The following is a 26,592-nucleotide window of genomic DNA, read 5'->3' as shown; positions in this document are numbered from 1 at the left end:
TCTCCTTCACGTGCAGACAGCCAAACGATAGGCAGCACACATTTCCTGGACATCATCCAGTTATTGCGTTGGCGTAACACAAACCTCACGGGAAGCTCGCTGTCCTGCGAACTAGCATGTTTGCTAGGTCGGGGTATATCGTGGCGTTGCCTGTGAGATTTTTCAGGCAGGAACGCCGTTCAACGTCGCACGGACCAATCCCCTTGACCGCTTGTCCATACCGGGCAACGGGCAAGGACGTGCGAAGGGTCAGGTGGCGATGGCACCCAGTCGGGTGGGGCTCTACAACCCCGCGTTCGAACACGACGCGTGTGGGGTGGCCATGGTGGTCGATATCCATGGCCGGCGCAGTCGCGACATCGTCGACAAGTCGATCACGGCGCTGCTCAACCTGGAGCACCGCGGCGCTGCCGGAGCCGAACCGAACAGCGGTGACGGCGCTGGGATCCTGATTCAGATTCCGGACCTATTCCTGCGCGCCGTAACCGATTTCGACCTGCCGCCCGAAGGCAGTTACGCCACCGGGATCGCCTTTCTGCCGCAGTCGGCCAAAGAGTCGGCGGCAGCGTGTGTCGGCCTGGAGAAGATCGTCGAGGCCGAGGGCCTACAGGTGCTCGGCTGGCGCGAGGTACCGATCGACGACTCGTCGTTGGGCGCGCTGGCTCGGGATGCGATGCCGACCTTCCGGCAGCTGTTCATCGGCGGGGCGTCGGGCATGGCCCTGGAGCGCCGGGCCTATGTGGTGCGCAAGCGCGCCGAGCACGAGCTGGGCAGCAAGGGTCCCGGACAGGATGGTCCGGGACGGGAGTCCGTCTATTTCCCAAGCCTTTCCAGCCGGACCATGGTGTACAAGGGCATGTTGACCACGCCGCAGCTCAAGGCGTTCTACCCCGACCTGGCCGACGAGCGGATGCAGAGCGCGCTGGGCATCGTGCATTCTCGGTTCTCCACCAACACCTTCCCGTCGTGGCCGCTGGCCCATCCGTTCCGCCGTATCGCGCACAACGGCGAGATCAACACCGTCACCGGCAACGAGAACTGGATGCGCGCCCGCGAGGCGCTGATCCGCACCGACGTCTTCGGCCCCGAAGGCGGCCAGCGCAGCGCCGACAAGCTGTTCCCGATCTGCACGCCGGGCGCCTCCGACACGGCTCGGTTCGACGAAGTGCTCGAGCTGCTGCACCTGGGTGGCCGCAGCCTGCCGCACGCGGTGCTGATGATGATCCCGGAGGCCTGGGAACGGCACGAAAGCATGGACGGGCCCACCCGGGCTTTTTACGAGTACCACGACTCGCTCATGGAGCCTTGGGACGGCCCGGCCTCCATGACCTTCACCGACGGCACGGTGGTGGGCGCGGTGTTGGACCGCAACGGCTTGCGGCCATCGCGTATCTGGGTCACCGAAGACGGGCTGGTGGTGATGGCGTCCGAGGCCGGTGTGCTCGACCTGGACCCGGCCACTGTGGTGCACCGGCAGCGGTTGCAGCCCGGGAAGATGTTCCTGGTGGACACCGCCGCCGGGCGGATCATCTCCGATCGTGAGATCAAGTCGACGCTGGCCGGCGAACGGCCGTACCAGCAGTGGATCGATGAGTGCCTGATCGGCATAGACGAGCTTCCCCCCGGTGACGCAGCCCGGATGGAGCGTCACCGGGTCCTGTTGCGCCAGCAGATATTCGGCTACACCTACGAAGAGCTCAATCTGGTGCTCGCGCCGATGGCGCGTGCCGGCGCCGAGCCGATCGGATCGATGGGTACTGACACCCCGGTGGCGGTGCTCTCGGCGCGCCCGCGCCTGCTGTTCGACTACTTCCAGCAGTTGTTCGCCCAGGTCACCAACCCACCGTTGGACGCCATCCGTGAAGAGGTGATCACCAGCCTGCAGGGCGCGCTCGGCCCGGAGGGTGATCTGCTCAACACCGAAGAACCCACCTGGCGGCAGATCGTGCTGCCGCAGCCGATCCTGAGCAACTCCGAGCTGGCGAAGCTGGTAAAGCTGGACCCGCAGCAGCGGATCGGTTCCCGGGGGCCGCACGGGCTGTCCACGGCCGTCATCAGCTGCCTGTATCCGCCTGCCGCCGGCGGTGCCGGACTGCGCGCAGCGCTCAAGCAGGTGTGCGCTCGGGCCTCGGAGGCGATCGCCGAGGGTGCCAGCTTCCTGGTGATCTCCGACCGGGAGTCCGACGAGACGATGGCTCCCATCCCGTCGCTGTTGGCCACGGCCGCGGTGCATCATCACCTGGTCGCCGAGCGGACCCGCACCAAGGTGGGCTTGGTGGTGGAGTCCGGTGACGCCCGCGAGGTGCATCACATGGCGGCGCTGATCGGGTTCGGTGCCGCCGCCATCAACCCGTACATGGCGTTCGAGTCCGTCGAGGACATGCTCGACCGGGGCCTGATCGAAGGCTTGCAGGGGCCCCAAGACCGTGACAAGGCGTTGTCCAACTACGCCAAGGCCGCCGCCAAGGGTGTGCTGAAAGTCATGTCCAAGATGGGGATCTCGACGCGGGCGTCCTATACCGGGGCGCAGCTGTTCCAGCCCATCGGTATCTCCCAAGACGTTCTCGACCAGTACTTCACCGGCCTGTACTGCCCGATCGGCGGTATCACCCTCGACGACATCGCCGCCGATGTCGCCGCCCGCCACGGGCTGGCCTATCTGGACCGCCCAGCAGAGCGGGCGTACCGCGAACTGCCGGTGGGCGGGGAGTACCAGTGGCGTCGCGAGGGCGAACACCACCTGTTCAACCCGGAGACGGTGTTCAAACTGCAGCACTCCACCCGGACCGGCCAGTACGAGGTCTTCAGGGAGTACACCAAGCTGGTCGACGACCAGAGTGAACGCCTGGCCACGCTGCGCGGTCTGCTGCGGTTCAAGGCCGGGGAGCGGCCACCGGTTCCTCTGGAGGAGGTGGAACCGGCCACCGAGATCGTCAAACGGTTCGCGACGGGCGCGATGAGTTACGGATCGATCTCCGCCGAGGCACACGAGACCCTGGCGATCGCGATGAACCGGATCGGCGGCCGCTCCAACTGCGGTGAGGGCGGCGAGCACGCCGACCGTTTCCTTCCCGACGCCGACGGTTCCTGGCGGCGTAGCGCGATCAAGCAGGTCGCCTCGGCGCGATTCGGCGTGACGAGCGAATACCTGGTCAACTGCACTGACCTGCAGATCAAGATCGCGCAGGGGGCCAAGCCCGGCGAGGGCGGTCAGCTTCCGGGCAACAAGGTGTATCCGTGGATCGCCGAGGTCCGGCACGCCACCCCGGGCGTCGGGCTGATCTCTCCACCGCCGCACCACGACATCTACTCCATCGAGGACCTCAAGCAGCTGATCCACGACCTGAAGAACGCCAACCCGGAGGCTCGCATCCACGTGAAGCTGGTCGCCGAGAACGGTGTGGGAACAGTGGCGGCGGGAGTGTCCAAGGCGCACGCCGACGTGGTGTTGATCTCCGGTCACGACGGCGGCACTGGGGCGGCGCCGCTGACCTCACTCAAGCACGCCGGAGCTCCGTGGGAGCTGGGCCTGGCCGAAACCCAGCAGACGTTGCTGCTCAACGGACTTCGGGACCGGATTGTGGTGCAGGTGGACGGCCAGCTCAAGACCGGGCGCGACGTGGTGATCGCCGCGCTGCTGGGGGCCGAGGAATTCGGCTTCGCCACTGCGCCGTTGGTGGTCTCGGGTTGCATCATGATGCGGGTCTGCCATCTGGATACCTGCCCGGTGGGGGTGGCAACTCAGAACCCGGAGCTGCGCGAACGGTTCAGTGGCCGGCCGGAATTCGTCGAGAACTTCTTCTGGTTCATCGCCGAAGAGGTTCGCGAGTACCTTGCGGCATTGGGATTCCGCACCATCAACGAGGCAGTCGGGCAAGTGAACGCGCTGGACACCACGTTGGCCCGCGCCCACTGGAAGGCCCACAAGCTCGACCTCGCACCGGTTCTGCACGAACCGGAGTCAGCGTTCATGAACCAGGATCTGTACTGCACCTCCAGTCAGGACCACGGTCTGGACAAGGCATTGGACCAGCAGTTGATCGCTATGAGCCGCGAGGCTCTCGATTCGGGCACCCCGGTGCAATTCACCAGCGCGATATCCAACGTCAACCGGACTGTCGGCACCATGCTCGGCTATGAGGTCACCAAAGCCTATGGTGCCCAAGGGTTGCCGGACGGAACCATCGACATCACCTTCACCGGGTCGGCCGGCAACAGCTTCGGTGCATTCCTCCCTCCGGGCATCACCCTGCGGGTCTTTGGCGACGCCAACGACTATGTCGCCAAGGGCCTGTCCGGTGGCCGGATCGTGGTCCGCCCCCCGCTGGATGCGCCGGTCGGCTACATCGCGGAGGAAAACATCATCGGCGGCAACGTGATTCTGTTCGGTGCCACGTCCGGCGAAGTGTTTTTGCGGGGCGTGGTCGGCGAACGGTTCGCGGTCCGCAACTCCGGTGCGGTGGCGGTGGTCGAGGGAGTCGGCGACCACGGCTGTGAGTACATGACCGGGGGCAAAGTGGTGGTGTTGGGCCCGACCGGGCGCAACTTCGCCGCCGGCATGTCCGGGGGAGTGGCCTACGTCTATGACCCGGACCGGGAGCTGGGTGCCCGGCTGAACACCGAGATGGTTGACCTCGACACGTTCGACGATTTCGACGCCGACGACGTGGCCTGGCTGCGTGACGTGCTGGCGGCGCATGCCGCCGCCACCGACTCGGTGCCCGCCCGCGCGATCCTGGCCGATTGGGCCAACCGCGGAAGGGACTTCGTCAAAGTGATGCCGCGCGACTACCGGCGGGTGCTCGCCGCGGTCGCCGAGGCGAAAGCCAGCGGCACAGATCCAGAGGAGGCGATTATGGCGGCGGCTCATGGCTGACCCGAGAGGATTTCTCACCAACACCCAGCGCATCCTGCCGCTGCGTCGACCGGTCTCGGAGCGGCTGGGCGACTGGAACGAGGTGTATCAGGATTTCGCCGAGGACACCCTGCGTCAGCAGGCGGGCCGCTGCATGGACTGCGGTATTCCGTTCTGCCACAACGGCTGCCCGTTGGGCAATCTCATCCCGGAGTGGAACGACCTGGTGCGTACCGGGCGCTGGCGTGAGGCGTTCGATCGGCTGCATGCCACGAACAACTTCCCGGACTTCACCGGGCGGCTCTGTCCCGCGCCATGCGAGCCGGCCTGTGTGCTGGGCATCAACCAGCCGCCGGTGACCATCAAACAGGTCGAATACGAGATCGTCGAACGCGGCTTCCAAGAGGGCTGGGCGGAGCCGATCCGGCCGTCGGTGCTCACCGGCAAGTCCGTCGCGGTGGTGGGTTCCGGTCCGGCAGGCTTGGCTGCTGCCCAGCAGCTGACTCGGGCGGGGCACACCGTCACGGTGTTCGAGCGCGACGACCGGATCGGTGGGCTGCTGCGCTACGGCATTCCAGAATTCAAGATGGAGAAGCGAATCCTGGACCGGCGGCTGGAGCAGATGGTCGGCGAGGGCACGACGTTCCAGACCGGTGTGAACGTCGGCGTGGACCTGACGGTCGAGCAGCTGCGCGCGGACTTCGACGCTGTTGTGTTGGCCGGCGGTGCTACCGCCTGGCGCGACCTGCCGGTTCCGGGCCGGGAGCTGGACGGCATCCATCAGGCGATGGAATACCTGCCGTGGGCGAACCGGGTGCAGGCCGGCGATCTGGCCGAGCCCCCGATCACCGCGCACGGCAAGAAGGTGGTCATCATCGGTGGTGGTGACACCGGCGCCGACTGCCTGGGCACGGTGCACCGCCAGGGCGGGACCTGCGTGCACCAGTTCGAGATCATGCCGCGCCCTCCGGAGATTCGTGACCCCTCCACGCCGTGGCCGACCTATCCGTTGATCATGCGGACGACGTCAGCGCACGAGGAGGGTGGTGAGCGGGTGTTCTCGGTCAACACCGAGGCGTTCACCGGACGCGACGGTCGGGTGACCGGGTTGCGGGCCCACGAGGTGCGCCGCCGGGGCGGCGGTTTCGAGAAGGTGGACGGCACCGACTTCGAGCTGGAAGCCGACCTGGTGCTGCTCGCGATGGGCTTCGTCGGGCCGGAACGCTCGCCGCTGCTGGCCGACCTGGGTGTGGAGTTCACCGAACGCGGCACCGTGGCACGCGACGCGGAGTACGCCACCGCGGTGCCGGGTGTCTACGTCGCCGGGGACATGGGTCGAGGCCAGTCCCTGATCGTCTGGGCGATCGCCGAGGGACGCTCCGCAGCGGCCAGTGTGGACCGTTATCTGATGGGTCGCACCGCATTGCCGTTGCCGATCGTTTCGACGGCGGCACCCATTCGGTAGCGGGCAGCTGGTCAGGTATCAGCGCTGCGCGTGGCGGCGTGGCGCGAGCAGGATGCGGGCCGCCAGGTCGAGCAGGTAGCCCAGTACACCGATGACGGCGATCACCGCGACCACCTGGTCGTAGGCGAGCTGATCGCGGGCGTTGAGGATTTGGTACCCGAGACCGGACCGCACGCCGAGCATTTCGGCAGGCACCAGCACCACCCAGGCGATGCCGAGGGCGAGCCGCAGACCGTTCTGTACCTGTACGCGGACCGCCGGCAGCACCACCGCGGTCAACTGCTCGAACCGGCTGGCGTGCAACGACCGCGCGACATGGAGATATCCCGGGTCGATCGCATGTACCCCGGCGACCGTTCCGAGCAGCACCGGCCAGACCGCCGCGGCGGCGATCAGGAAGATCACCGGCTGGCTGCCGATACCGAACACCGCCACGGTGATCGGGGTCCACGACAGCGGAGAGATCATCCGCAGGAACGCCACCACCGGCCCGGCCGCCCGCTCCGCGGTGCGGCTCAGGCCGATGAGCAGGCCGGCCGGGATGCCGACCAGCGCGGCGATCAGCAGACCGATCAGCAGACGGTAGAGGCTCACGGCGGTGTCGGCCAGCAGCACGCCCCGACTGACCAGGTCCGCCAGCGCCGCAAGGACATGCTGCGGTGCGGTCTGCCGCAGCAGTGACTGCGGCGCGCAGAGTGCAGATGTGGCCGCCCACCACAGCGTGATGGCAACGCCGACACTGGCGACCGGCGGCCATACCCGCGGCCACCACCGAGACCGCCCGCCCGCATCGGCACCGGGGCCGGGCTGGTCACTGCGCTGCACTGCGATGGTCGTCATGAGGCGAGTACCTGTTCTTCTCGGGTGAGGGATGCGGCCAGGCCGAACGCGCCGGGCCCGCCGTGTTGCGCCAGGGCAGATCGCACGAACTGGTCGTCGACGAGGTCAGCGTGCACCCGGGCGGGATCCAATCGGTCCAGGAAGCGGCGATCGCCGTCGATGACCGTCTCACCCATGGCCTCGACGAGGCGGTGGGTGAAGCCGGCAAAGGGAAACGGGGTGAAGCCCAACCGCTGCGGCTGCCAGTCCGGATGCGCCAGCGGATACGGGGGATCGGGATAGGTGAGCGCCAGCTGCACCGCCGGCACCGGTTGCGGCAGGTAGTGGCCCCCGCCAAGGGCTTTGGCCGCTTTGACGCGGTCGGAGTTCAGCAGCAGCTGGGCGCCGACCACGGCGTCGGTCACCTGTTGGATGGCGGTGGGTCGCTGGGCGATCACGTCGTCGCGGGTGATGAGCACGCAGCAGGCGTGGTCACGCCAGACGTCGCCGAGGAAGGTGTGGATGCGGCCGATCTTCTTGATCTGGGCGACCGCGTTGAACGGGTCTGCCACGACGTAGCCGCCGATCGAGCGGTTGGCCAGTGCGGGCACCATGTCCGATGGGCTCATCACGATCAGCTCCACGGTGCGTGCGGCGCGAGAAGCGCTGCGTCGCACGACTGGTCGCAATCCGTGCGCGCGCAGCAGCTGCTGCAGCACGATGTTGTGGATGGACCACCAGAACGGGATGGCCACTTGGGTGCCGGCCAGGTCCGCCAGGTCCTTGATGTGCGGCGCCACGGTCAGCGCCGAGCCGTTGGTGTGATTCCAGCCCAATACCCGAACGCCGCCGCCCAGGGCGTAGCGCAGCTGGACGGCCATCGGCATCAGTAGATGCACCACATCCACTTTGCCGGTGACGAAGGCCTCGCCCAGCGCTGCCCAGCTGCGGAACAGCACGGGTTTGGCCGAACTGACCAGCCCGGCCGGATACAACGCGGCGCTGTGCGCCAGCAACAGTGGGGCGGCGTCAGTGATCGGCAGGTAACCGATGCGCAGCGGGCCGGTGCTGTCGGAGGCGCGGCCGACGGTGGCACTGCGGGCCAGATCGCCGATCCCGAAGACGCCGCCGGCCGCCGCGGCAGCCGCCGCGCCGATCAGCAGGCCGCGCCGTGTCAGCGTGGTCACGCCCGCACTCCTACGTCGCCAACGCGGTCGGCGTCGTAGTGCGCCAAGATCTCCTGTCGCAGGCCGGCGTGATCGTCCGCTGCGGTGCCGCCGACCAGCCACTCGTTGCGCAGCCGCCCGTCGGCGCCGAGCAGCACAACCCGCTCGGCCAGCCGCAGTGCTTCGTCGACATCGTGAGTCACCAGGACAACGGTCACCCCCAGCTCCGCTGCCAACTGCGCCAGCCAGCCCTGTAGGTCGGTGCGGGTGGTCGGGTCCAGGGCGCTGAACGGTTCGTCGAGCAACAACAACCGCGGGTTGGTGGCCACCGCGCGCAGAATGGCCACGCGTTGCGCCTGACCTCCCGACAGCTGATCGGGGTAGCGATCGGCCAGCTGGTCGACACCGAATCGGGCCATCAACTCAGCGGCGCGCGCCGGGTCGAAGTCAGCGCGGTGGGCGGCGAATCGCCGTGCGTAGGCGACATTTTCGGCGACGGTGAGCCAGGGCATCAGCAGCGGCCGCTGGAACACCACACCGGTACGTGGCCGGTTGCCGTCGGAATTCCAGGTGACAGTGCCGCCGTCCAGCGACTCCAGCCCGGCCAGCACCCGCAGCAGTGTCGACTTGCCGCTGCCACTGCTGCCCAGGACCGCGACGAACTCACCGTCACCGACCGAGATATTGATATCGCGCAAGACGGTGACGGAGCCAAACCGCTTGCTGCCCTGGGCTACACGTACCGACTCAGTTCCCACCGCAGTTGTCCTTCCGATGGCGATTGGATGGGGAGAAAGGCCGCTTCCCGAAAGCGCCGGTTGGCCGCGCTGCGGGTGGCGTAGCCGGCGCCGCCGGCCAACGTCGATTCCAGCCGGGTGGCGTTCACCGCGGTGGTCGCGGCGTCCAGGCGCAGCCGAATGATCTCGGCGAGGCCGGCTGCGTGCGAGCGGCCGGCCAGCGTGAACAGCTTGTCGCGCAGCTGGTGGAGCTGTTCGCCGAGTTCGGCGCGCTCGGTACCGAACTGCTCGGCCAGCCTGCCGCCGGCCTGACCGGCGCCCTCGAGCGCGGCGGCGGCCACTCCGACGCAGAAGGCGGTCTGCAGCAACAGAAATGTCGGTCGAATCGTGCTGACGAAGGACGCCAGGTCGTCGGTGAGAATCTGCTCCGGTGAGACCGCGACATCGTGCAGGCGCAGCGATGTCGAGGCGGTGGCCTCCAGCGCCATCAAGTCCGGAGCCGGGTTGATCGTGATGCCCGGAAGATTCGCATCGACCACCGCAACCAGGGTTGCACCGTCGGGGCGGCGGGCCGGCAACACGATCAGGGAATCGTCGAAGACGTTGGACGCCCAGTGAATCGGTCCGGTGATCCGCAGATCGTCACCGGAACCCTCGGCGACCAGCGGAACCGGGCCCAGGCCGGCGACCTGCTTGAGCCCGGCGGCCATCGCCGTCACTCCAGCGCGGGCGCCGGTGCTCAGCGCCTCCAACCTGCCCTCCCGTGCCGGCGCCGGCGCGTGGGCCAAGTAGGTCACCGCCATGGTGTGCGCCCACAAGGAGAATCCGACCGCCAGGCTCGCCGCCGCGGTGTGTTCGATCATGGAAACCAACTCCGGCAGGCCGTCGTCGCGCAGTGCCGCCTCGAAGAATCCCGCCGACCCGAAGCGGGTCAGGTCGTCGCGGACGTCAAGGCCACCGGAGTCGAGCGCCTCGGCGCGGTCCGCCACGATCGCGGTGAGGTCGGCCAGCGCGGTGTGCACGAGGTGCACCGGAGCGCTCACCGTTGCTCGCCTTCCAGCCGGTGCAGTCGGTCGATCGGGGTGGTGACGGCCTCGCGAGCCCGGCGGACCGCGGTCTCGTCCGGGGCGTCGTAGAAGCACAGGCACTTGTCCATGTCTTCGCGCACGTAGGTGCGCAAGAAGGTCACCTCGGGGACATCGGCGTATTTCGGCGACTTGGCCTTCTTACGGGCCAGATAGGTGTCCATGTCCAAATCGGCGGGCAGGTCCCATTCGACGAGATAGCCTGCGGCGGGGCGGGCGGCCTTGAGTTCCGCGAGTTCGGCGCCGACCAGTCGTACCGGGTGCGGACCGCTGGCCTCGGCCACCGACAACGTCGCCGCGTCGATCGAAGGCGCCTGACAGGAGCCGAATTCCGCGATCGCGAAGATCCGGTGCGCCTCACCGGTCACCTGGGCCTCGATCAGTTCGCCGCCGTCTCGGTGGATGACGGCGTCGAGTTCCTTGATTGCCCGGTCGGCGTCGGAGCGGTCGAGGCGCAGCGGAGCGATCTCGTAGAGGTACAGAGTCATGGGGTTGTCCTTTCGCCGTCGGATGGCTTCGACGGTGCCAGCGATAGACAACCCTGTCTATCGAAGCGACTGGGTTAATCTGCTGCCATGACGCGCACGACCGGATCGGGCCGGGACCAGGCCTCGCACGCCACGCGCGGCGCGCCGCCCGCGCAACGTCTGCTTGAGAAGGCAACCGAACTCTTTGCGGCACAAGACATTCGGGAAGTGGGTATAGACCGGATCTTGGCCGAAGCCGGGGTCGCCAAGGCGAGCCTTTACAGCCTCTACGGTTCAAAGGACGCGCTCGTGCTGGCCTACCTCCATGCTTTGGATCAGGCTGATCGCAAGCGCTATCACGGTGCCGCGGCTCGACTGGACGATCCCGTCGAGCAGATCCTGTTGTTCTTCGACCTGGCCGCGGTGGCCGCCAAGAAGCGCCGCTACCGCGGGTGCCTGTATGTCAACGCGGCCGGCGCGTACGCGGGGACCGAACTCGAGCCGGTGGTGGCGCATCGTCGCTGGATGCACACGACGTTGGCGGGTCTACTCGCTCAAGCCGGTGTTGCCGACGCCGAGGAGCGGGCGGGCGACCTGCAGTTGCTCTATGACGGCGCATTGGTGGGCTCCAAAGTCGAACGGTCCGTCGCGCCGATCGTTCGAGCTCGTCGGCTGGCCGCCGAACGACTCACGACTACAGCCCCACACGTCACTTGAACAACTTCTGCCTCAAGTGTCGGCGCGTCGTGTCTTGTTTGCCATGCGACGGGTGTCTAATGGTCAGCTATGTGATCCGCGTTAACAGCTTGTTAACATGGTCCGCATTATTCCAATCTGGTCCGAACCGGGGCGGGGGTCAGCGCCGTGTACATCAACCCGATATACCGATACCGGATGGGCCGTATGGCCTGGTCACTGCTGCGGCATCCGCGCAGGAGCCGGGAGTTCCCAGCCAAGCACGAGCGGTTGATCACCGCTGACGAACTCTTGCGCTTCGCGACGTAGGTTCGACCGAACCGGCGGGAGCGGATTCCCGAGCGGAGTTTGCTGACTGTTATCAGTTCGTAATCTGCGCCAGCAGGCCGGACTCGCGGATCGCTTCGGCCAACGGTTCCAGCACCGCCGGGTCGTAGGGCGCCGGCAGGTAGACGATCGCCAGGTCCAAGCCCTCGGCGCCCAGGGCTGCGGCGTCCTCCATCAACCGGCCGTAATCGAGATCCGGCTGCAACCGCAGGTGCGCCGACAAGGTGATCTGCTTCGGGTCGCGTCCGATATCGGCGCAATGGCCGGCCAACACGTCGCGCTTGCGGGCGAACTCGGCGGCAGTGCCGCCGACGAAGTTCCAGTGCTGGGCGTATTTCGCCGTGATCTTCAGGGTGCGCTTCTCGCCGCTGCCGCCGATGCAGATCGGCGGGTGTGGGCGCTGCGGCCCCTTGGGCTCGTTGCGGGCGTCGGTCAGTTGGTAATAGGTGCCGGAAAAGCTGGTGGTGTCCGCGCTCAACAGGCCGATGAGGACCTGGCAGGCCTCCTCGAAGCGGTCGAAGCGCTCGGAGATGCTGCCCAACTCGATTCCGTAGGCGCCGGACTCCTCTTCGTTCCAGCCCGCGCCGATTCCCAGCTCCAACCGTCCGCCGGAGATGATGTCGAGGGCGGCGGCCATGTTGGCCAGCACGGCGGGATGGCGATAGTGGATCCCGGTCACCAAGGTGCCCACTCGCAACCGGGTGGTCGCCTGGGCCAACGCCGTCAGGGTGGTCCAGCCCTCCAGGCACGGCCCGGTGGGGTCGGAGAAGATCGGGTAGAAGTGGTCGAAGGTCCAGCCGGACTCGTAGACGTCGATATCGTCCGCGGCTCGCCAGACCGCCAGCATGTCGGCCCAGGTGGTGTTCTGGGGTGAGGTCTTGAACGCGAAGCGCATCCCGCCGAGCCTAGCGGCGATCACCGGGTCGGTGAATCCGCGAACTCAGGTGGCGGGAAGTAGGCTCACCCGGTGGACATAACCCTGGGGATCGACACCAAGGTGACCCTGTTGGCGGCCGGCCTGATCTTCCTGCTGGCGCTGCTGCTGGGGGTATGGAAGTACCAGCAGATCGCCACCTCGGAGAATCGCCAGGCGCACGTCTACGTTGACATCGCACACCGAGCGGCGCTGATGTACTCCTTCGCCACGCTGTTGGTCGCGGTGTTCGTCGAACTCAGCGGCTGGCCGACCTGGGTCAACATGACCGCGGCGATGGTGGTGGTGTACTTCTTCGTCACCGCGATCGGCAGCTACATGCTGCACGGCGCACTGCGCGACACCACGAACCAATTCGAGTCGGGCGGCTGGTTCCTGCGCGTCGGCATGGTGTTGCTCATCGTGGGTGAGATCGGCGGTTTCTCGGTGCTGCTGGCCGGATTCGGCGCCGCTCAGTTCTGAGCAGGCCTCAGGACGCCTGACCGTAGATGCTGCTGACCCAGACGTGGGTCAGCGTGTCGACCACCTTCTCGTGGGGCACCGACGGCTGCTCGGCCACCAGCGCTGCCATCATGGTGCGTTCGTTCATCTGATTCAGCGACGTCGCGAGATCCAGCGCGTCGATGGTCGCCGGCGCCGCGCCGCGCTCGCGTTCGGCGGTGATCATCGCGGCGGTCTGCTGGATCCATCGCTGCATGAAGCCATTCCACATCGCTTTGAATTCCGGGCTGGTGGCCAGCGCCTCGGTGCCGGCCCGGGCGATCGCCCGGTGCGAGCTGAACGCGACGAAGAACGCCTTGATGCCGCTGCGCCAGATCCGGCGCGGGTCGGTGGGCAGCCGTTGCACCGCCCCGACGAACTCCGAGTCGGCGGCCGCGATCAGCGGTTCCAACAGTGAGAGCAGCACCGCGTCCTTGGACTTGAAATAGAAGTAGAAAGTGGGTCGCGAGATCCCCGCGCCCTTGGCCAGGTCGTCGACCGAGATCTCGGCCAGGGGACGCTGCTCGAGCAGCCGCTCGGCCGTGGCCAGGATCGCGAGTTCCCGATCGTCGCCGGACGGCCGCGCTGCACGGCGCCCATGACGGGTCGCATTTGGGCTGGCCATGGCGGCTACTTTACACGACGTCGATTTAATCAACAGGGTGTTGACTCACTCGACACACCGTTGATAATCTGGCGCCATGACTGAACACCTCGATGTTGTGATCGTCGGCGCCGGCATCTCCGGTATCAGCGCGGCCTGGCACCTGCAGAACCGCTGCCCGAACAAGAGCTACGTCATTCTGGAGGGCCGGGACAACCTCGGCGGCACGTGGGATCTGTTCAAGTACCCGGGCATCCGCTCGGACTCCGACATGTTCACCCTCGGTTTCCGGTTCAAGCCGTGGCGGTCGGCCCACTCGATCGCCGAAGGGGCGGACATCTGGAACTACATCAATGAGGCGGCCGTCGAGAACGGCATCGACAAGCACATCCGCTACCGCCACCGGGTGGTCGCCGCCGATTGGTCCGACGACGAGAACCAGTGGACGGTGACCGTTGACAACAACGGCCAGCAGGAGCAGATCACCGCGTCGTTCGTGTTCGCGTGCAGCGGTTATTACAACTACGAGGAGGGCTATTCGCCGGAGTTCCCGGGCTCGGAGGACTTCGCCGGCACCATCGTCCACCCGCAGCACTGGCCGGAGGATCTGGACTACGCCGGTAAGAAGATCGTGGTGATCGGCAGCGGCGCCACTGCGGTGACACTGATTCCCGCGCTGGCCAACTCCGGGGCCGGGCATGTGACGATGTTGCAGCGCTCGCCGACCTACGTCGGGGCGCTGCCGCTGGTGGACCCCATCGCGGTGCAGGCCAACCGGTTCCTGCCGAAGAAGGCGGCGCACTTCGTCAACCGCTGGAAGGCCATCGGGTTCAGCACCTTCCAGTACCAGTTGTCGCGGAAGTTCCCGCAGTACATGCGCAAGACGCTGATGACGATGGCCAAGCACCGGTTGCCGGAGGGCTATGACGTGCAGAAGCACTTCGGCCCGCGGTACAACCCGTGGGACGAGCGGCTGTGCCTGGCGCCCAACGGTGATCTGTTCAAGACCATCCGCGACGGTAAGGCCGACGTGGTCACCGACACCATCGCGAAGTTCACCAAGACCGGGATCCTGCTGGACTCCGGGCAGGAACTCGAGGCCGACATCATCATCACCGCGACCGGCCTGAACATGCAGCTGTTGGGCGGTGCGACGCTGTCGCGCAACGGCCAGGCCATCGAGCTCCCCAAGACCATGACCTACAAGGGCCTGATGTTCTCCGGCGTGCCCAACGCGGCCGTCAGCTTCGGCTACACCAACGCGTCCTGGACGCTCAAGGCCGACCTGGTCTCGGAGTTCGTCTGCCGGGTGCTCAACTACATGGACGAGCACGGCTTCGACCGGGTCGAGGCCCAGCACCCCGGCGATGCGGTGGAGGAGCGGCCGTTCATGGACTTCAGCCCCGGGTACTTCCGCCGGGCGATGGACACTCTGCCCCGGTCCGGTTCCGAGGCCCCGTGGCGGCTCAAGCAGAACTATCTGCTGGACCTGCGGCTGATCCGGTACGGCAAGGTGGACGAGAAGTCGCTGCAGTTCAGCAAGCACCGCGCCGCGGTAAGCGCCTAGCGGCGATCGCGAGGACGGCGGAGCCGGGCGAATGGGGGCACCTCCCGCTTGCGGGGGAGGGTCGCCGCCATCTCCTAGCGGCGCTCCGGCCAATAGTAGGAGTCGGGGTACGGTCGGGACCCGAACAGCGCGGTCCCGATCCGTACTTCGGTGGCGCCCTCGGCGATCGCCAGCGCGAAGTCGCCGCTCATCCCCATCGACAACCTCGGCAGGTGGTGGCCGTGTTCGGCCGCGGTGTCCCGGAGCACCCGCAGCCGGCGGAAGCAGCCGCGGACCGTGCCGGGATCGGCGGTGTTGATGGCCAGCGTCATCAAACCGCGCACCCGCATAGTGGAGTAGCCGGCCAGCTCATCGAGGAACGGCAGCAGTTGGTCGGGATCCAGGCCGTACTTGCTGGGCTCGTCGGAGGTCTTGACCTGTACCAGCACGTCGATGACGCGGTTCTCGGCGCGCAGGTGGCGGTCCAGCGCCACGGCCAGCTTGGGACGGTCCAGGGACTGCACCTCGGCGGCCAGCCGCGCCACCACGCCGGCTTTGTTGGTCTGCAGGTGCCCGATCATCACCCAGTCGATCCCGCAGTCGGCCAGCGGCCCGGCCTTGTCCTTGATCTCTTGGACCTTGTTCTCGCCGAACCGGTGCAAGCCCAGGCCGACCGCTTCTCGGATCAGCTCGGGACCGAAGGTCTTGCTCACCGGCAGCACGTCGACATCGCTCGGCAAACGCCCCGCGGCACGGCACGCGTCGTCGACGCGCGCGCGGAGCTGCTCCCAGCGCGTCCGCAAGGTCGCGTCCATCAGGTGCCGTCCTAGACGACGACGATGCCGTCGTCGTCGCTGTGCGCGATCGCGCCGGGCACGAAGGCGATGCCGCCGAACTCGACGACGACGTCGCGCTCGCCGGCGCCGGTCTTGGTGCTCTTGCGGGGATTGGTGCCCAGCGCCTTAATGCCGATGTCGAGGGTGCGCAGAGTCGAGGCGTCGCGCACCGCACCGTGCACGATCAGCCCCGCCCATCCGTTGCTGCGGGCCAACTCGGCGATGACGTCACCGACCAGCGCGGTGTGCAGCGAGCCGCCGCCATCGATCACCAGCACCCCGCCGTCGCCCGGCTCGGAGAGCACCGATTTGAGCAGTGCGTTGTCCTGGAAGCAGCGCACGGTGCTGATGCGCCCGGCGAATTCGGTGCGGCCGCCGAGCTGGCGGAACTGAACGTCGCAGCTGCGTACGTCCGGGCCGACCTCGTCGACCAGGTCAGCGGTCGGCCGGAAGCGGGCGGTCACCGCCGGTCAGCCTCGGCGCGCGCGCCGCAGCCGGCGAAGCAGCAGCAGTGCAAGCACTCCGAGGATTCCGGCGGCCAGCAGCGGGCCGGGCGAACGTCGTGCCGGTGACGCTGACGGGCTCAGCGGGTTGGGGGCGGTGTCCACCGTGGACTTCGCCTGGGCAGCCGCTTCTTTGGCGCGCTCAGCGAGTTGGCCCGAGCCGTTGGCGGCGACCGCGGGCGGGGTGGGAGCCGTGGGGGTCGGGGCCGGCGCCGCGGGTGCACTCTTGGCGGGCGCCTTTTTCACCGGTGCCTTCTTGGCGGCCTTGGCCGGAGCTTTCTTGGCGGCGGCCTTTTTAGCCGGTGCCTTCTTGGCGGCGGCCTTCTTCGCGGGAGGCTTCGGCGGCGCCGGGGCCTGCGGGTCGGCCGGCAGGTCAGCGCCGGCTGGCGCCACCGGTTCGGGCGAAGCGGCGGACTCGTGGTCGGGCTGGCCTTGCGGTTCGGTCATACGGCAGCTCCTCTGGCGGGGTTCTCGTCTCGGATCAACTCGGCGACACCGGCAACGTTCCCATCATGCCAGCATCTGCCAGCGGTGGGCGCCGGCCAGAAGTCAGGATCGAGGCCGGTTGAGCCACAGACCGGCCCCGACGAGCGCCACCGCGCCGGCAACGAACGGCCAAATCGGCAGGTCGCCCTGGGGATCGGCGTGGCGGCGCGGAATGGCGGGTGCCGCGTCATTGCGGTCGGTGACAGCCGGGCCCGGCTCCCCGTTGCCGGCTACCGTCAGCTGGAACGGCCACGAACCGGACACCACGTGCCCGTCGGCGGAGGTGACCCGATAGTGGACGGTGTAGGTGCCAGTGGGTCCCAGCGGACGCACCGCGACGCTGGCGACCGCGCCGTCCACCCGAGTGTCCCCGGTGGACCACAGATGCCCGTCGGGACCCACTACCGTCATGGCCGCGAAGTCGGACTGAAGTTGCTCGTTGAAGGTGGCGCTGACGCGTTCCGGCCCACGCGACAGCTCCGCGCCACGGGCCGGGTCCGTCGACACCAGCACCGCATGCGCGGCGGCTACCCCGTTGGCCGCGAACAGCATCCCCAGCAGGAACACGCCCGCCAGTACGCCGCGCAACGCCCGCCTCACGCCCGCCGCCTGCCCAGGGCGATCGTGGCCGCCAGCGCGGCGACCAGCAGTGCGGCGCCGCCGAGCAGCCGGGCCGGATTGTCGGCGTGATGCTCGCTGGCCTCGGGTTCGACCTCCGGCGCCGGACCGGCGGAGACAGCCGGCTCCGGGTGCTGGGCGTGGTGCTCGGCTGCCGACGCCGGGCCGGTCCCCAGCTGCAGTGTGGGCACCGGGTGCTCCGCCTCGCCGCCGCCCGGCGGGGGCGTCTGGTCCCAGCGCACCTCGGTGCCGTCGGCGTATCGCTGTGCCGACGGGAAGTCCACCGTGTCGGCATCGGGCAGTCTCATCGCGATCCGGAAAAGCCCGAACTGGTCGGCGCCGATGCCGGCTCCGGCGGTGGCTGTCCAGGTCACCGAGCGCACCGCCCCGGACTTGGGGTCGCGGTCCAGACGTGCTGTCCAACCGGGCTTGGTTTCGGTGCGAGCCGAGGCCACGTCGGGCAGTGTCACCGTGAGTTCCGTTGTGGCAGAACCGCTCGGCGACTCGTTGGGGACCTCGAAGGTGACCATCGCAACCCCGCCGCGCACCGCGCCGGGGCTGCTGGCGTGGACATGCGCCCAGGCTGGTGCGGCGCCGGCAAAGAAGCCTGCGGTGATCGCCGCGGCCAGCGCGCACGCGCGCATCCGAGCGCTCATGACGGCAGCCCCAGCCGGGCCATCAGATCGGCGTCGATCCCATCGAGCTGGTCGCTGATCGAGGCGGAGGCGACTCGGCGACGATCTCCCGGCATGGTCTCGATGGCGGTCACGGCCGTCGACAGGTCCGACAACCGTTCGGTGATCGCCGAGACGAACTGCTTGGTCTCGGAGTCCTTGGGCTTGCGGTCTTGGACCAGGCGCAGGGTCTTCTCCGCCCCGGCGATCCGCGCCGAGAGCCGGGCGGTGTTTTTTGCGGGTCCGGAGAACTCGCCGATGCGAGCCACCGGCACCCCGAGCTGGGCGGCGCGCTGCTCGTCGATCAGGCCGCGCACAGCCATCGCGGCCCGGTACACCAGCGGCACGATGACAGGCGCCAGCATTCTGGTCACCACCAGCGTCCGGCGGACGCGGGCGGGCGAGAGAATCCGGCCGTCGCGGGCGGCTTTGAGTTGGCTTTCGGCGGCCTTGCGCGCGGTGCGGTCGCGGTTACGGTCCGACTTGATCTGGGCTTTCAGTGCGCGGGCGTCCGCGCGCTGGGTGGCCTTGAAGCGTTTCGCCTCGCCCTTGGCGGCCAGCCGCGCCTCGAGTTTGGCGCCGGCCTTCAGCGCCCGTGCTTCGGCACGTCGGGTCGCGCGGCTCTTGCGTTTTCTGAACAGGCCCATCGCGGCCGCCTCCCCGGTGTCTCGCTGGAACCGATGAAGCCACCCTAATCGCGGCGCCGGCGCCTCAGGCGCTGAGGTGCTCCTTGCGGCGGAGCTCATCGATGCGGGCCAGGACGTCCTCCTGGGCCTCGGGCGAGAGCCCGACGGCCTGGGTCGCGATGCGCCGCACCCCGGCGTCGCGGATGCTGTCCAGCCACGACAACTCGGCGTCGAGCTTGGCGTAGTAGTCGTCGTCGGTGAAGAACGCCGGTTTGATCCGGAAGAAGTTGGCCAGCGCTGTCATGGTGGCGGTGGACGGGTTCGTCCGGTTGCCCGAGCGCAACTGCGAGAGGTAGGGGGCCGACATCGTGACGCCCTCCGCTTTGAGTGCCGCGATTACCTCGGCGGACGTATGCGGTCCGCGGCCGGGTGGATAGACCACATCGAAAAGGCGATTCAAGCGGACAGCGAACGTCGCGCTCATCGATAGGACCTCCAGGGGGTAGGCAGGCGACCGACAGGCGCTCCGCGAGGGGGAAGCGGTAGCGCCTGATGATTTGCTGATCATCGTAGCGATAGTTACCGACACAACCAAGGGTGTTTCCGGAGCGAATTCGATCTTGAACCACGAGATCGGGCTTGGTGCAGTTCATTCGGCGTACCGTAGAGATCGCTGTGGCCGGATTTTCTTGTCGTACCAAGCACAATTGCGTCGTCATCGGTGAACGAAGAGACCCACCAACATCACCCCGTTAGTCCTCGCTACTGGAAGCCCCTCCGGGTAAGTGAAGTTTCCACCGCGCGTTGGGCTGTCTGAGAGATTTGCTACCGAGTGGTGGAATCGTCTCCGGCGGTCTGTCCGGAACAGCGGAGGGAAGCCCGCCACAGCGCCGATCCCGATGCCACCGAAACCAGTCCGGCGACCGCGGTGATGGCCACCGGCCGCCAGCCCAGCGCCTCATCGAAGAGGATCCACAGGCCGCACGCCAGGAAGAGCAGTCCGGCCGCGGCATGCAGCAAGTGTTCGGGCAACCGACGGTGCAGCACCGTCCCCGCCGCGATCGCGACCGCGTCGGCCAGCACCATCCCGGCCGTCGCACCGAGCCACACGCCCAGCCAGTTGCGGTCGCTGGCCAGCGCGACAGTCGCCAACATCGTCTTGTCGCCGAGCTCGGCCAACAGCACCGAGGACACCACCGCGAACAGCACGAATCGAGGCTCGCGGACGGTGGCTTCCCCGGGTGCGGAGTTGGTTCCCTCACGCCAGGTCCACGCCGCGAAACCGATGAAGGCGACGCCGGCGACGGCGGCGATCGGGCGGGCCGGCAACGTCAGCCCGAGGAAGTGCCCCACCGTCACCGAGATCCCATGGATGGCGAATGCCGCGATAGCCACTCCACTGAGAACCACCCACCAGCGGTGCCGCAGCGCGTAGGTCATGGTGATCAGCTGCGATTTGTCGCCGAGTTCGGCGAGGAAGACCACGCCCAGGCTGATCAGCATGGCGGCAAGCATGCGGGACGCCCTTTCGTCAGCTGACGAGGCTAGTGACTGCCCGGCCCGGCCGCCAGCCGGCAGGGAATTTCGGCTGGCCGAATCCAAGGATCCGGCGACAGGACATTTGGGGGCGAATTGTCTTATGCGGCAAGCAGCATGGCCAATATCGCGGTGTCGGGGTGGCTGACCGGGTCAACACCGACCCGACTCACCATCGAGGTGACGGTGCCGTCGGATTCGGCTTCGACCCAGGCCGCCCGGTGCTCCAGGCCCAGGTAGGGCAGGCCGGGCAGCAGTACGCATCCGGAAGCCGCGCCCCGACATTCGGGCAGCGAGGGAATGGTCTCCGAGGGCGGGTGCAGCATCAGCAGCGCGGAGGGCTGACGGCCGGCGAAATACCCCGGTGCGATCGCCGACTCACCGGTAACGGTGCCCTCGGCCAGCAGCAATCCGACCGTGCCGGGGCCCGGGTTGTCGGGGAGTTCTTCGTGGGTGCCGAACACCGTTGTGGTGGGCAGCAACCCGGGCATCGAAGCGACGCGGACCGCGATGCTGAGCAGCTGGGTCCATTCCTTGGTCGAATCAGGCCAGCGGCCGAAGACCACGAATCCGTGCAGCTCGCCGCGGGAGTGAAATGGGGCGACTTCGATCGCCCGGCCGGACCCTGTCGTCTCCATCGCGCACCCTCCGCGACATTTTGGCTTGTTGGCTGACTCGCCTGCTCGCATTTCAGCGGGTGGGTTGTCTGGCAGCATGCGGCACTCGCAAAGCCGATTCAAGGGGACACGGCGCGGGAGTGGGTAACGAAACGGTGAAAGAACTAAGGTGGGGCGCCACGCCAACGGCGCGACGCCCCACCTCGGCCGGAAGTGCGGCTAGAAGATCAGCCCCGAAGTCTTCGAGGTGGCGGCCGCGAAACGCGACTGCACGTCGGCCCAGTTGACGACGTTCCAGAACGCCTTGACGTAGTCCGCCTTGACGTTCTTGTACTGCAGGTAGAAGGCGTGCTCCCACATGTCCACCTGCAGCAGCGGGATGATGCCCAGCGGCACGTTGGCCTGCTGGTCGTAGAGCTGGAAGGTCAGCAGTTTCCCGCCGAGGGTGTCGTAGCCGAGCACCGCCCAGCCCGAGCCCTGCAGGCCGTTGGCGGCCGCGGTGAACTGCGCACGGAACTTGTCGAACGATCCGAACGCGTCGTCGATGGCCGCGGCCAGTTCGCCCGTCGGCTTGTCACCGCCGTTGGGGGACAGGTTCTTCCACCAGATCGAGTGGTTGACGTGTCCGCCGAGGTGGAACGCCAGGTTCTTCTCGTTCAAGAAGATCGCGCCGTGGTCGTCGTTGGCCCGAGCCTCCGCGAGCTTCTCCAGTGCGGAGTTGGCGCCGGACACGTAGGCGGCGTGGTGCTTGCTGTGGTGCAGTTCGTTGATCTGACCCGAGATGTGCGGCTCAAGGGCTCCGTAATCCCAGTCCAAGTCCGGCAAGGTGTAGTCGGCCACGGGGTTCCTTCCTTCGGTCAGTACTGATCCGGTGTCGATCACCGTTGATCATTGTCGACAAGCGTTGACGGTCTAGCGGCACCCCATTCCCACCGCGGTCGCGGTGCGATAGGGCCACCTTCAACCACATTGCTCCAACGCCAGGTGTACCGCAACAACGGGACGGGCTATCGCGCGGCGTCGGCCGACCTCGGCCGACGGGCCGTGGTTCAGGCCAGGACGAGCACCAGCAGGAATGTCAGCAGCACCAGGGCGATCACTCCGGCGCGCAGCGACGCCAACAGGTAGGCGCGCTTGTAGGTGGACGATCCCGAATGCCAGCCCGACGCCGTTGCGACGGGTCCGGGTCCGATCGGTCCTGCCGTCATTCCCCTACCCCATACATCCCGGTTCCCCCAACTTCACCGTGCGGCCCACCCCCGTGAGACGCATCACATCAGGTCTGTGACGGCGATCATAGCGCTTTGTCTATCCAGTGGAAAAATTCGACGGGATAACCCGACTTACCTGCACCGATGCGATCCCGGCGATGCCGGCCGCGGAGCGCGGGCCGCAGGCGGCTGCTTAGCCGATCAAGCGATTTCGCTCGACGTTGTTAGTCGGTTCGCTTCGACGATGCTGCGTTATCCACAACCGATGCGTCTTACGGCATGTAACAAGCACATCACCCCGCGTGCGGCTGTCGATGGGTGTGTGGATAAACCTGTGGAAACTGTGGATAGCCGGTAGTAGCTGCCCGGGTGCCGAGGCGGCCGTGTGGAACGTCTTTGACGCCGTTCGCCGGACGCTCCGGCGGCGGCTTCGCCGACCTTGCGCTCGCCGCTAGGCTGGTGCGGTGATCCAGGTGTGTTCCCGCTGCAACACGCGGTGGAACGTGCGCGACCGCCAGCGGGCCTGGTGCCCACGCTGCAACGGTGCGCTGTGGGCGCCGCTGACACCCGAGCAAGAAGCCGAGTTGCAGTGGACCCAACCCGGGCCCCCCGCGCCGCCGGCGGCATCCGGGCAGGCGCCGCCGCGGCTGGGGCCCGGATACCGCTGGATCGCGGTGCGGCCCGGTCCGCCGCCTCCGCAGCCACCCCAGCGGCGCCCGCTCGGGCCCACCCCGCGCTACTCGGTGATGCCGCGCTGGACCCTGATGGGCGGGCCGATTCGCGCTGCGGCACAGTCGAAGCCCGGGGAGCGGCCGGCGCCCACCGCGCGCTCGCTGGAGAAGACGCTGGGTGCCGCGATTGCCGCGCTGGGCGTCGCGGCCCTGGTGCACGTCTTGATCTATGTGTTGATGATCGTCAATCGCACCCGGCTGCTGAATCCCCTGATCGCCGGCGGCGCGGTGTGGCTGGGCCGGCTGGCCGGACTTGCCGCGATCGCCGCGGTGGTCGTCTGTGCCGTGGTGCTGACCAGGTGGCTGCTCGCCCGTCGTTCGGTGACCTTCGCCCGATTGCGTCTGCCCGAGTCGCGCCCGGCCTGGGCGGTATGGGCCGGATGCCTGGTGCCGGTAGTCAACCTGGCCTGGGCGCCGGTCTTTGTCATGGAGCTGGCCAAGCGGGAGGACCGGCTGGAACGGCTGCGCAAACCCATCGTGGTGTGGTGGGCCGTGTGGGCGGCCAGCACTGCCGCCGCGATCTTCGCCACCGCCACCAGTTGGGCCGACGGGGCCCAGGCCATTGCCAACAACATGGTGGCGACCGTGGTGGCGTACCTGCTCGGCCTGGCGGCCGTGGTGACTGCGGCCCGGGTGGTCGAAGGATTCGAGCGACGATCGATGGGCCGGCCCGCCCACCATTGGGTGGTGGTGGCCGATGGCCGCGACACCGCCGCCGTGTCGCCACCGGCTCCGGCAGGCGCACCGATGCCGGAAGAAGCCACGACACCGGCCCCGGCTCTTGAGTCCGACGGGCGGGAACCGGCAGCATAAGCCCATGACACCGGCCGGTGATGTCGTCTCGGAACACCCGTTCGTGGTCGCACACCGGGGTGCCTCCATCGACCGCCCGGAACACACCCTGGCCGCCTACGACTTGGCGTTGCAGGAGGGGGCTGACGGCGTCGAGTGCGATGTACGGCTGACCAGTGACGGTCACCTGGTCTGCGTGCACGATCGTCGGGTGGACCGGACCTCCAGTGGGGCCGGGGTGGTCAGCGAGATGACGCTGTCGCAACTGCAGCGCCTCGACTACGGCGGGTGGCACCGCAATGGGCAGACCGGTTCGCCGGAGGGCGCCGGAATCGGCGACACCGGCCTGCTCACTCTCGACGCGCTGGTTGCGCTGGTTCTGGACTGGCACCGGCCGGTGAAGATCTTCATCGAGACCAAACATCCGGTGCGATACGGCTCGATGGTCGAGCGCGAGGTGCTCGCACTGCTGCATCGATTTGGGCTCGCCGCGCCGGCATCGGCTTCACGGTCGCGGGCGGTGGTCATGTCGTTCTCCGCGGCGGCGGTATGGCGGATTCGCCGGGCCGCGCCCCTGCTCCCGACGGTCCTGCTCGGGTCGGGTGCCCGTTATCTGGGTGGCGGCGCGGCGACGACCGTCGGTGCCACCGCGATCGGTCCGTCGATCGACACGCTGCGGGAACATCCGGAGTTGGTGGACCAGGCCGCCGCGCGGGGCCGCGCGCTGTACTGCTGGACCGTCGACCGCAACGAGGACGTCGACTTCTGTAGGGATATCGGGGTCGCGTGGATAGCGACGAATCAGCCCGCCCGAACCAAGGCGCGGTTACGGGCGGGCTGATCGGCGGGCGAGGGGTTTACCCGCCGGCGATACGCGGCGCGCCGCTCTCTTGGCCCACCGTGATCTCGCGTGCGATGAAGGTCTCCAATTCGAACAGATTGTGCCCCGCGCGGTCGGCGACCCGTAGCAGCCGGGTCATCAGGGCCACCTCCTCGACCTGCTCGCGCAGGAACCACTGCATGAACTGGTCACCGAGGTGATCGCCCTCATCGCGCGCGACGCTGGTGAGCCGGCTGATCTGCTCGGTGACGGTGCGCTCCTGCTCGAGCGTCAGTGCCAGTGCATCCCGCGCCGCGTCGAACTGGTTGCGTACCCCGTCGACGCCGGGAATCTCGACGCGGATGCCGCGGTCGAGCAGGTACTGCACCATCATCATCGCGTGGTTGCGTTCCTCGACCGCCTGGGCGTAAAAGAACTTCGCCAATTCTGGTAAATCCTCGCCGTCGAAATAAACCGCAACCGCAACGTATTGCTGCGCCGCGGTGAATTCGTGGTAGATCTGCTCTTGAAGCAGCGCGTGGAATTTCGTCTTATGGCTGTCGGTCTCGATCATGAACGCGATGCTACCCCTGGTCAGCACCGGTTTGCATCCAAGGCGAGGCTTACTCAGGTCAGCATTGCCTAAGTAAAGATAGGGTAGGCTGAAATTGCGTAATCGTGTGTGGAAATTAGGTTGGGCTCAATTGTCGGCGCTCGATGCGGGTGGTGTATCGCGACGCAATGCATCGAATAGCTGGGCGGCCTCGGCGTGGTCCCACACCACCGCGTCGCCGACGTCGGTGTAAACGAACTCGCCGATCGGCACGGTCAGCATGGTGGTGGCGCCACGCAGCGCCCAGCCCAGCGCCGCCAGGTCCACGACGCCGGAGCCGTGGTCCACGGTCACCGCGTGTGCGGCGGCGTGCGGCACGGCGTACCAGCGCAGCGGGTTGAGCCAAACGACCGGATCGGCGATACGGGCCAGCAGCGCCGACAGGAACAGTCGCTGGTGGGCCATCCGGTCCAAGTCGGCGCGCGGCGTGGCCCGGCTACGCACGTAGCCCAGCGCGGCCGCACCGGCCAGCTGCTGGCAGCCGGCCGGCAGATTCAGCCCGGCCAAGGGGTCGTCGATCGGTTCGTCCGGGCACAAGGTCACGCCGCCGAGGGCGTCGACGAGCGCGGCGAAGCCGCCGAATCCGATCTCGAGATAGTGGTCCAGCCGTAAGCCGGTGGCCTGCTCCACCGTCCGGGTCAGCAGGGCAGCGCCGCCGAGGGTATATGCGGCGTTGATCTTGTCTTCGCCGTAGCCGGGGACCGTGACGTAGGAGTCGCGCGGCAGAGACACCACCGTGGCCGGCGACCCTGAACCCGGGCCGGGCAGGTGGACGAGCAACACCGTGTCGGTGCGCCCGTCGCCGATGTCGCCACCCGTGCTCAGGTCCTGCTGCTCCTGGAGTGTGAGATCGGCGCGGCTGTCCGTACCGACCAACAGCCATGTTGTCCCGCGGCCCGGCGCCGGACGGTCGGCGTAATCGGAGAACGCCACGGTGCGTTGCAGCGCGGTGTCGAGCCAGGCCGCGGCCCCCACCAGGCCCGCCGTGGCGAGCAAGACACCCAGCAGAGCGAGCGCCGTCAGCCGGAGCGGCCAGGATCGCCGCCGGCGCGAAGCGGGCGGGCGCGGTATTGGTGGGCGCGGCGCGGGTGGGGGCGCAGGGCGCCGGCGCGATTCTGCAGCAGGTGGTGCGGGGTGGGGTACCGGCGGCCGGACGACCCGCGGCGGCGGCGCGGCAGAGCCCGGCCGGCCATAGGGGTCGCGGTACAGCAGCGGTGGCGGCTCCCGACGCGGCGGCGGTGGAAGGTGCCAGGGCTGGCCCGGCCCGCGATCGCCGTTCACCCGCCCAATCTACGTACCGCGCAGCGACAGGGCGATCTCCGCCGCCGGCGCAACCGGTTGGTGGCCG

27 protein-coding genes are annotated in these 26,592 nt (G+C 67.7%); 7 read left to right on the top strand and 20 right to left on the bottom strand.

The genetic code is table 11. From position 1 onward, the window contains the following. The first annotated feature begins 259 nt into the window (after positions 1 to 259). Both gltB and ABW16_RS10720 read left to right on the top strand, forming a co-directional pair. Positions 260 to 4,876 (top strand): glutamate synthase large subunit, encoded by a 4,617-nt coding sequence (gltB, locus tag ABW16_RS10725; RefSeq protein ID WP_047319159.1) that lies wholly within the window; start codon positions 260 to 262, stop codon positions 4,874 to 4,876. Further along, complete coding sequence (locus ABW16_RS10720) at positions 4,869 to 6,320, top strand: glutamate synthase subunit beta (protein WP_047319158.1); 1,452 nt, start codon at positions 4,869 to 4,871, stop codon at positions 6,318 to 6,320. Before gltB ends, ABW16_RS10720 begins: the two co-directional genes overlap by 8 nt. Before the next feature lie 18 nt (positions 6,321 to 6,338). Here ABW16_RS10720 and ABW16_RS10715 read toward each other — a convergent pair whose 3' ends face one another. From ABW16_RS10715 to ABW16_RS10695, 5 genes are read right to left on the bottom strand one after another with little or no spacing between them, the layout of a single operon-like run. Continuing rightward, the gene (locus tag ABW16_RS10715; protein WP_047319157.1) at positions 6,339 to 7,160 is read right to left on the bottom strand and encodes an ABC transporter permease; all 822 of its coding nucleotides are present in this window, start codon (positions 7,158 to 7,160) and stop codon (positions 6,339 to 6,341) included. Beyond that, positions 7,157 to 8,326, bottom strand: a complete 1,170-nt coding sequence (locus tag ABW16_RS10710; protein ID WP_047319156.1) for an ABC transporter substrate-binding protein — start codon at positions 8,324 to 8,326, stop codon at positions 7,157 to 7,159. Before ABW16_RS10710 ends, ABW16_RS10715 begins: the two co-directional genes overlap by 4 nt. Then, a complete protein-coding gene (locus tag ABW16_RS10705) occupies positions 8,323 to 9,063 on the bottom strand; it encodes an ABC transporter ATP-binding protein (protein WP_047319155.1) in 741 nt (246 codons plus the stop codon). Before ABW16_RS10705 ends, ABW16_RS10710 begins: the two co-directional genes overlap by 4 nt. Next, a complete protein-coding gene (locus tag ABW16_RS10700) occupies positions 9,039 to 10,085 on the bottom strand; it encodes an acyl-CoA dehydrogenase family protein (protein ID WP_047319154.1) in 1,047 nt (348 codons plus the stop codon). The genes ABW16_RS10705 and ABW16_RS10700 overlap by 25 nt, the downstream gene beginning before the upstream one ends. Continuing rightward, positions 10,082 to 10,615 (bottom strand): DUF4242 domain-containing protein, encoded by a 534-nt coding sequence (locus ABW16_RS10695; RefSeq protein ID WP_047319153.1) that lies wholly within the window; start codon positions 10,613 to 10,615, stop codon positions 10,082 to 10,084. Before ABW16_RS10695 ends, ABW16_RS10700 begins: the two co-directional genes overlap by 4 nt. An 87-nt stretch (positions 10,616 to 10,702) precedes the next feature. Here ABW16_RS10695 and ABW16_RS10690 point away from each other — a divergent pair, with 87 nt between their 5' ends. After that, positions 10,703 to 11,311: a TetR/AcrR family transcriptional regulator gene (locus ABW16_RS10690; RefSeq protein WP_047319152.1), complete on the top strand. Its 609-nt coding sequence runs from the start codon at positions 10,703 to 10,705 to the stop codon at positions 11,309 to 11,311. Between the two features lie 340 nt (positions 11,312 to 11,651). Here ABW16_RS10690 and ABW16_RS10685 read toward each other — a convergent pair whose 3' ends face one another. Next, on the bottom strand, positions 11,652 to 12,512 hold the full coding sequence (locus tag ABW16_RS10685) for an LLM class F420-dependent oxidoreductase (protein WP_047319151.1): 861 nt from the start codon (positions 12,510 to 12,512) through the stop codon (positions 11,652 to 11,654). 78 nt (positions 12,513 to 12,590) lie between these two features. Between ABW16_RS10685 and ABW16_RS10680 the strand changes: the two genes are divergently transcribed. Next, positions 12,591 to 13,013, top strand: coding sequence for a hypothetical protein (locus ABW16_RS10680; protein ID WP_047319236.1), 423 nt, complete (start codon positions 12,591 to 12,593; stop codon positions 13,011 to 13,013). 7 nt (positions 13,014 to 13,020) lie between these two features. On the opposite strand, the gene ABW16_RS10675 is transcribed toward ABW16_RS10680, so the two are convergent. Next, the gene (locus ABW16_RS10675) at positions 13,021 to 13,656 is read right to left on the bottom strand and encodes a TetR/AcrR family transcriptional regulator (RefSeq protein WP_047319150.1); all 636 of its coding nucleotides are present in this window, start codon (positions 13,654 to 13,656) and stop codon (positions 13,021 to 13,023) included. Positions 13,657 to 13,732: 76 nt separating this feature from the next. On the opposite strand from ABW16_RS10675, the gene ABW16_RS10670 reads away from it, so the two are divergent. Next, positions 13,733 to 15,202: a flavin-containing monooxygenase gene (locus ABW16_RS10670; RefSeq protein WP_047319149.1), complete on the top strand. Its 1,470-nt coding sequence runs from the start codon at positions 13,733 to 13,735 to the stop codon at positions 15,200 to 15,202. A 74-nt stretch (positions 15,203 to 15,276) separates the two neighbouring features. On the opposite strand, the gene ABW16_RS10665 is transcribed toward ABW16_RS10670, so the two are convergent. The 11 genes from ABW16_RS10665 to ABW16_RS26770 form a co-directional block, all read right to left on the bottom strand. Then, positions 15,277 to 15,996: a YggS family pyridoxal phosphate-dependent enzyme gene (locus tag ABW16_RS10665; RefSeq protein ID WP_047319148.1), complete on the bottom strand. Its 720-nt coding sequence runs from the start codon at positions 15,994 to 15,996 to the stop codon at positions 15,277 to 15,279. A gap of 11 nt (positions 15,997 to 16,007) precedes the next feature. Further along, positions 16,008 to 16,481: a ribonuclease E activity regulator RraA gene (gene rraA, locus ABW16_RS10660; protein ID WP_047319147.1), complete on the bottom strand. Its 474-nt coding sequence runs from the start codon at positions 16,479 to 16,481 to the stop codon at positions 16,008 to 16,010. 6 nt (positions 16,482 to 16,487) lie between these two features. Further along, positions 16,488 to 16,967, bottom strand: a complete 480-nt coding sequence (locus ABW16_RS10655; RefSeq protein WP_047319146.1) for a hypothetical protein — start codon at positions 16,965 to 16,967, stop codon at positions 16,488 to 16,490. A 102-nt stretch (positions 16,968 to 17,069) separates the two neighbouring features. Then, complete coding sequence (locus ABW16_RS10650) at positions 17,070 to 17,558, bottom strand: copper resistance CopC family protein (RefSeq protein ID WP_047319235.1); 489 nt, start codon at positions 17,556 to 17,558, stop codon at positions 17,070 to 17,072. A gap of 44 nt (positions 17,559 to 17,602) precedes the next feature. Continuing rightward, positions 17,603 to 18,268 carry a YcnI family protein gene (locus tag ABW16_RS10645; RefSeq protein WP_047319234.1) on the bottom strand — a complete coding sequence of 222 codons (666 nt, stop codon included), beginning with the start codon at positions 18,266 to 18,268 and terminating at the stop codon, positions 17,603 to 17,605. A gap of 8 nt (positions 18,269 to 18,276) precedes the next feature. Beyond that, complete coding sequence (locus tag ABW16_RS10640; RefSeq protein WP_047319145.1) at positions 18,277 to 18,945, bottom strand: DUF6474 family protein; 669 nt, start codon at positions 18,943 to 18,945, stop codon at positions 18,277 to 18,279. Between the two features lie 64 nt (positions 18,946 to 19,009). After that, a complete protein-coding gene (locus tag ABW16_RS10635) occupies positions 19,010 to 19,408 on the bottom strand; it encodes a helix-turn-helix transcriptional regulator (RefSeq protein ID WP_047319144.1) in 399 nt (132 codons plus the stop codon). A gap of 341 nt (positions 19,409 to 19,749) precedes the next feature. Next, positions 19,750 to 20,439, bottom strand: coding sequence for a TMEM165/GDT1 family protein (locus tag ABW16_RS10630; RefSeq protein ID WP_047319143.1), 690 nt, complete (start codon positions 20,437 to 20,439; stop codon positions 19,750 to 19,752). A gap of 122 nt (positions 20,440 to 20,561) precedes the next feature. Then, entirely contained in the window at positions 20,562 to 21,098 is a 537-nt protein-coding gene (locus ABW16_RS10625) for a hypothetical protein (RefSeq protein ID WP_047319142.1), read from the bottom strand. A 198-nt stretch (positions 21,099 to 21,296) separates the two neighbouring features. Next, complete coding sequence (locus ABW16_RS10620; protein ID WP_046282829.1) at positions 21,297 to 21,917, bottom strand: superoxide dismutase; 621 nt, start codon at positions 21,915 to 21,917, stop codon at positions 21,297 to 21,299. Positions 21,918 to 22,126: 209 nt separating this feature from the next. Beyond that, complete coding sequence (locus ABW16_RS26770; RefSeq protein WP_167344276.1) at positions 22,127 to 22,285, bottom strand: hypothetical protein; 159 nt, start codon at positions 22,283 to 22,285, stop codon at positions 22,127 to 22,129. Between the two features lie 467 nt (positions 22,286 to 22,752). On the opposite strand from ABW16_RS26770, the gene ABW16_RS10615 reads away from it, so the two are divergent. Both ABW16_RS10615 and ABW16_RS10610 read left to right on the top strand, forming a co-directional pair. Continuing rightward, positions 22,753 to 23,832, top strand: coding sequence for a DUF4328 domain-containing protein (locus tag ABW16_RS10615; protein ID WP_047319141.1), 1,080 nt, complete (start codon positions 22,753 to 22,755; stop codon positions 23,830 to 23,832). 4 nt (positions 23,833 to 23,836) lie between these two features. After that, the gene (locus ABW16_RS10610; RefSeq protein ID WP_047319140.1) at positions 23,837 to 24,652 is read left to right on the top strand and encodes a glycerophosphodiester phosphodiesterase; all 816 of its coding nucleotides are present in this window, start codon (positions 23,837 to 23,839) and stop codon (positions 24,650 to 24,652) included. Positions 24,653 to 24,668: 16 nt separating this feature from the next. Here the strand turns inward: ABW16_RS10610 and ABW16_RS10605 are convergent, their stop codons facing one another. Together ABW16_RS10605 and ABW16_RS10600 are read right to left on the bottom strand one after the other, a co-directional pair. Continuing rightward, positions 24,669 to 25,205 carry a ferritin gene (locus tag ABW16_RS10605; protein ID WP_047319233.1) on the bottom strand — a complete coding sequence of 179 codons (537 nt, stop codon included), beginning with the start codon at positions 25,203 to 25,205 and terminating at the stop codon, positions 24,669 to 24,671. A 126-nt stretch (positions 25,206 to 25,331) separates the two neighbouring features. Beyond that, positions 25,332 to 26,525: an LCP family protein gene (locus tag ABW16_RS10600; protein WP_082134052.1), complete on the bottom strand. Its 1,194-nt coding sequence runs from the start codon at positions 26,523 to 26,525 to the stop codon at positions 25,332 to 25,334. Positions 26,526 to 26,592 lie beyond the last annotated feature (67 nt).

Source organism: Mycolicibacter heraklionensis, from assembly GCF_001021505.1.
GTDB classification, from domain to species: domain Bacteria; phylum Actinomycetota; class Actinomycetes; order Mycobacteriales; family Mycobacteriaceae; genus Mycobacterium; species Mycobacterium heraklionense.
The sequence above is the reverse complement of the archived record's forward strand: the minus strand, read 5'-3'. Positions and strand labels throughout refer to the sequence as shown.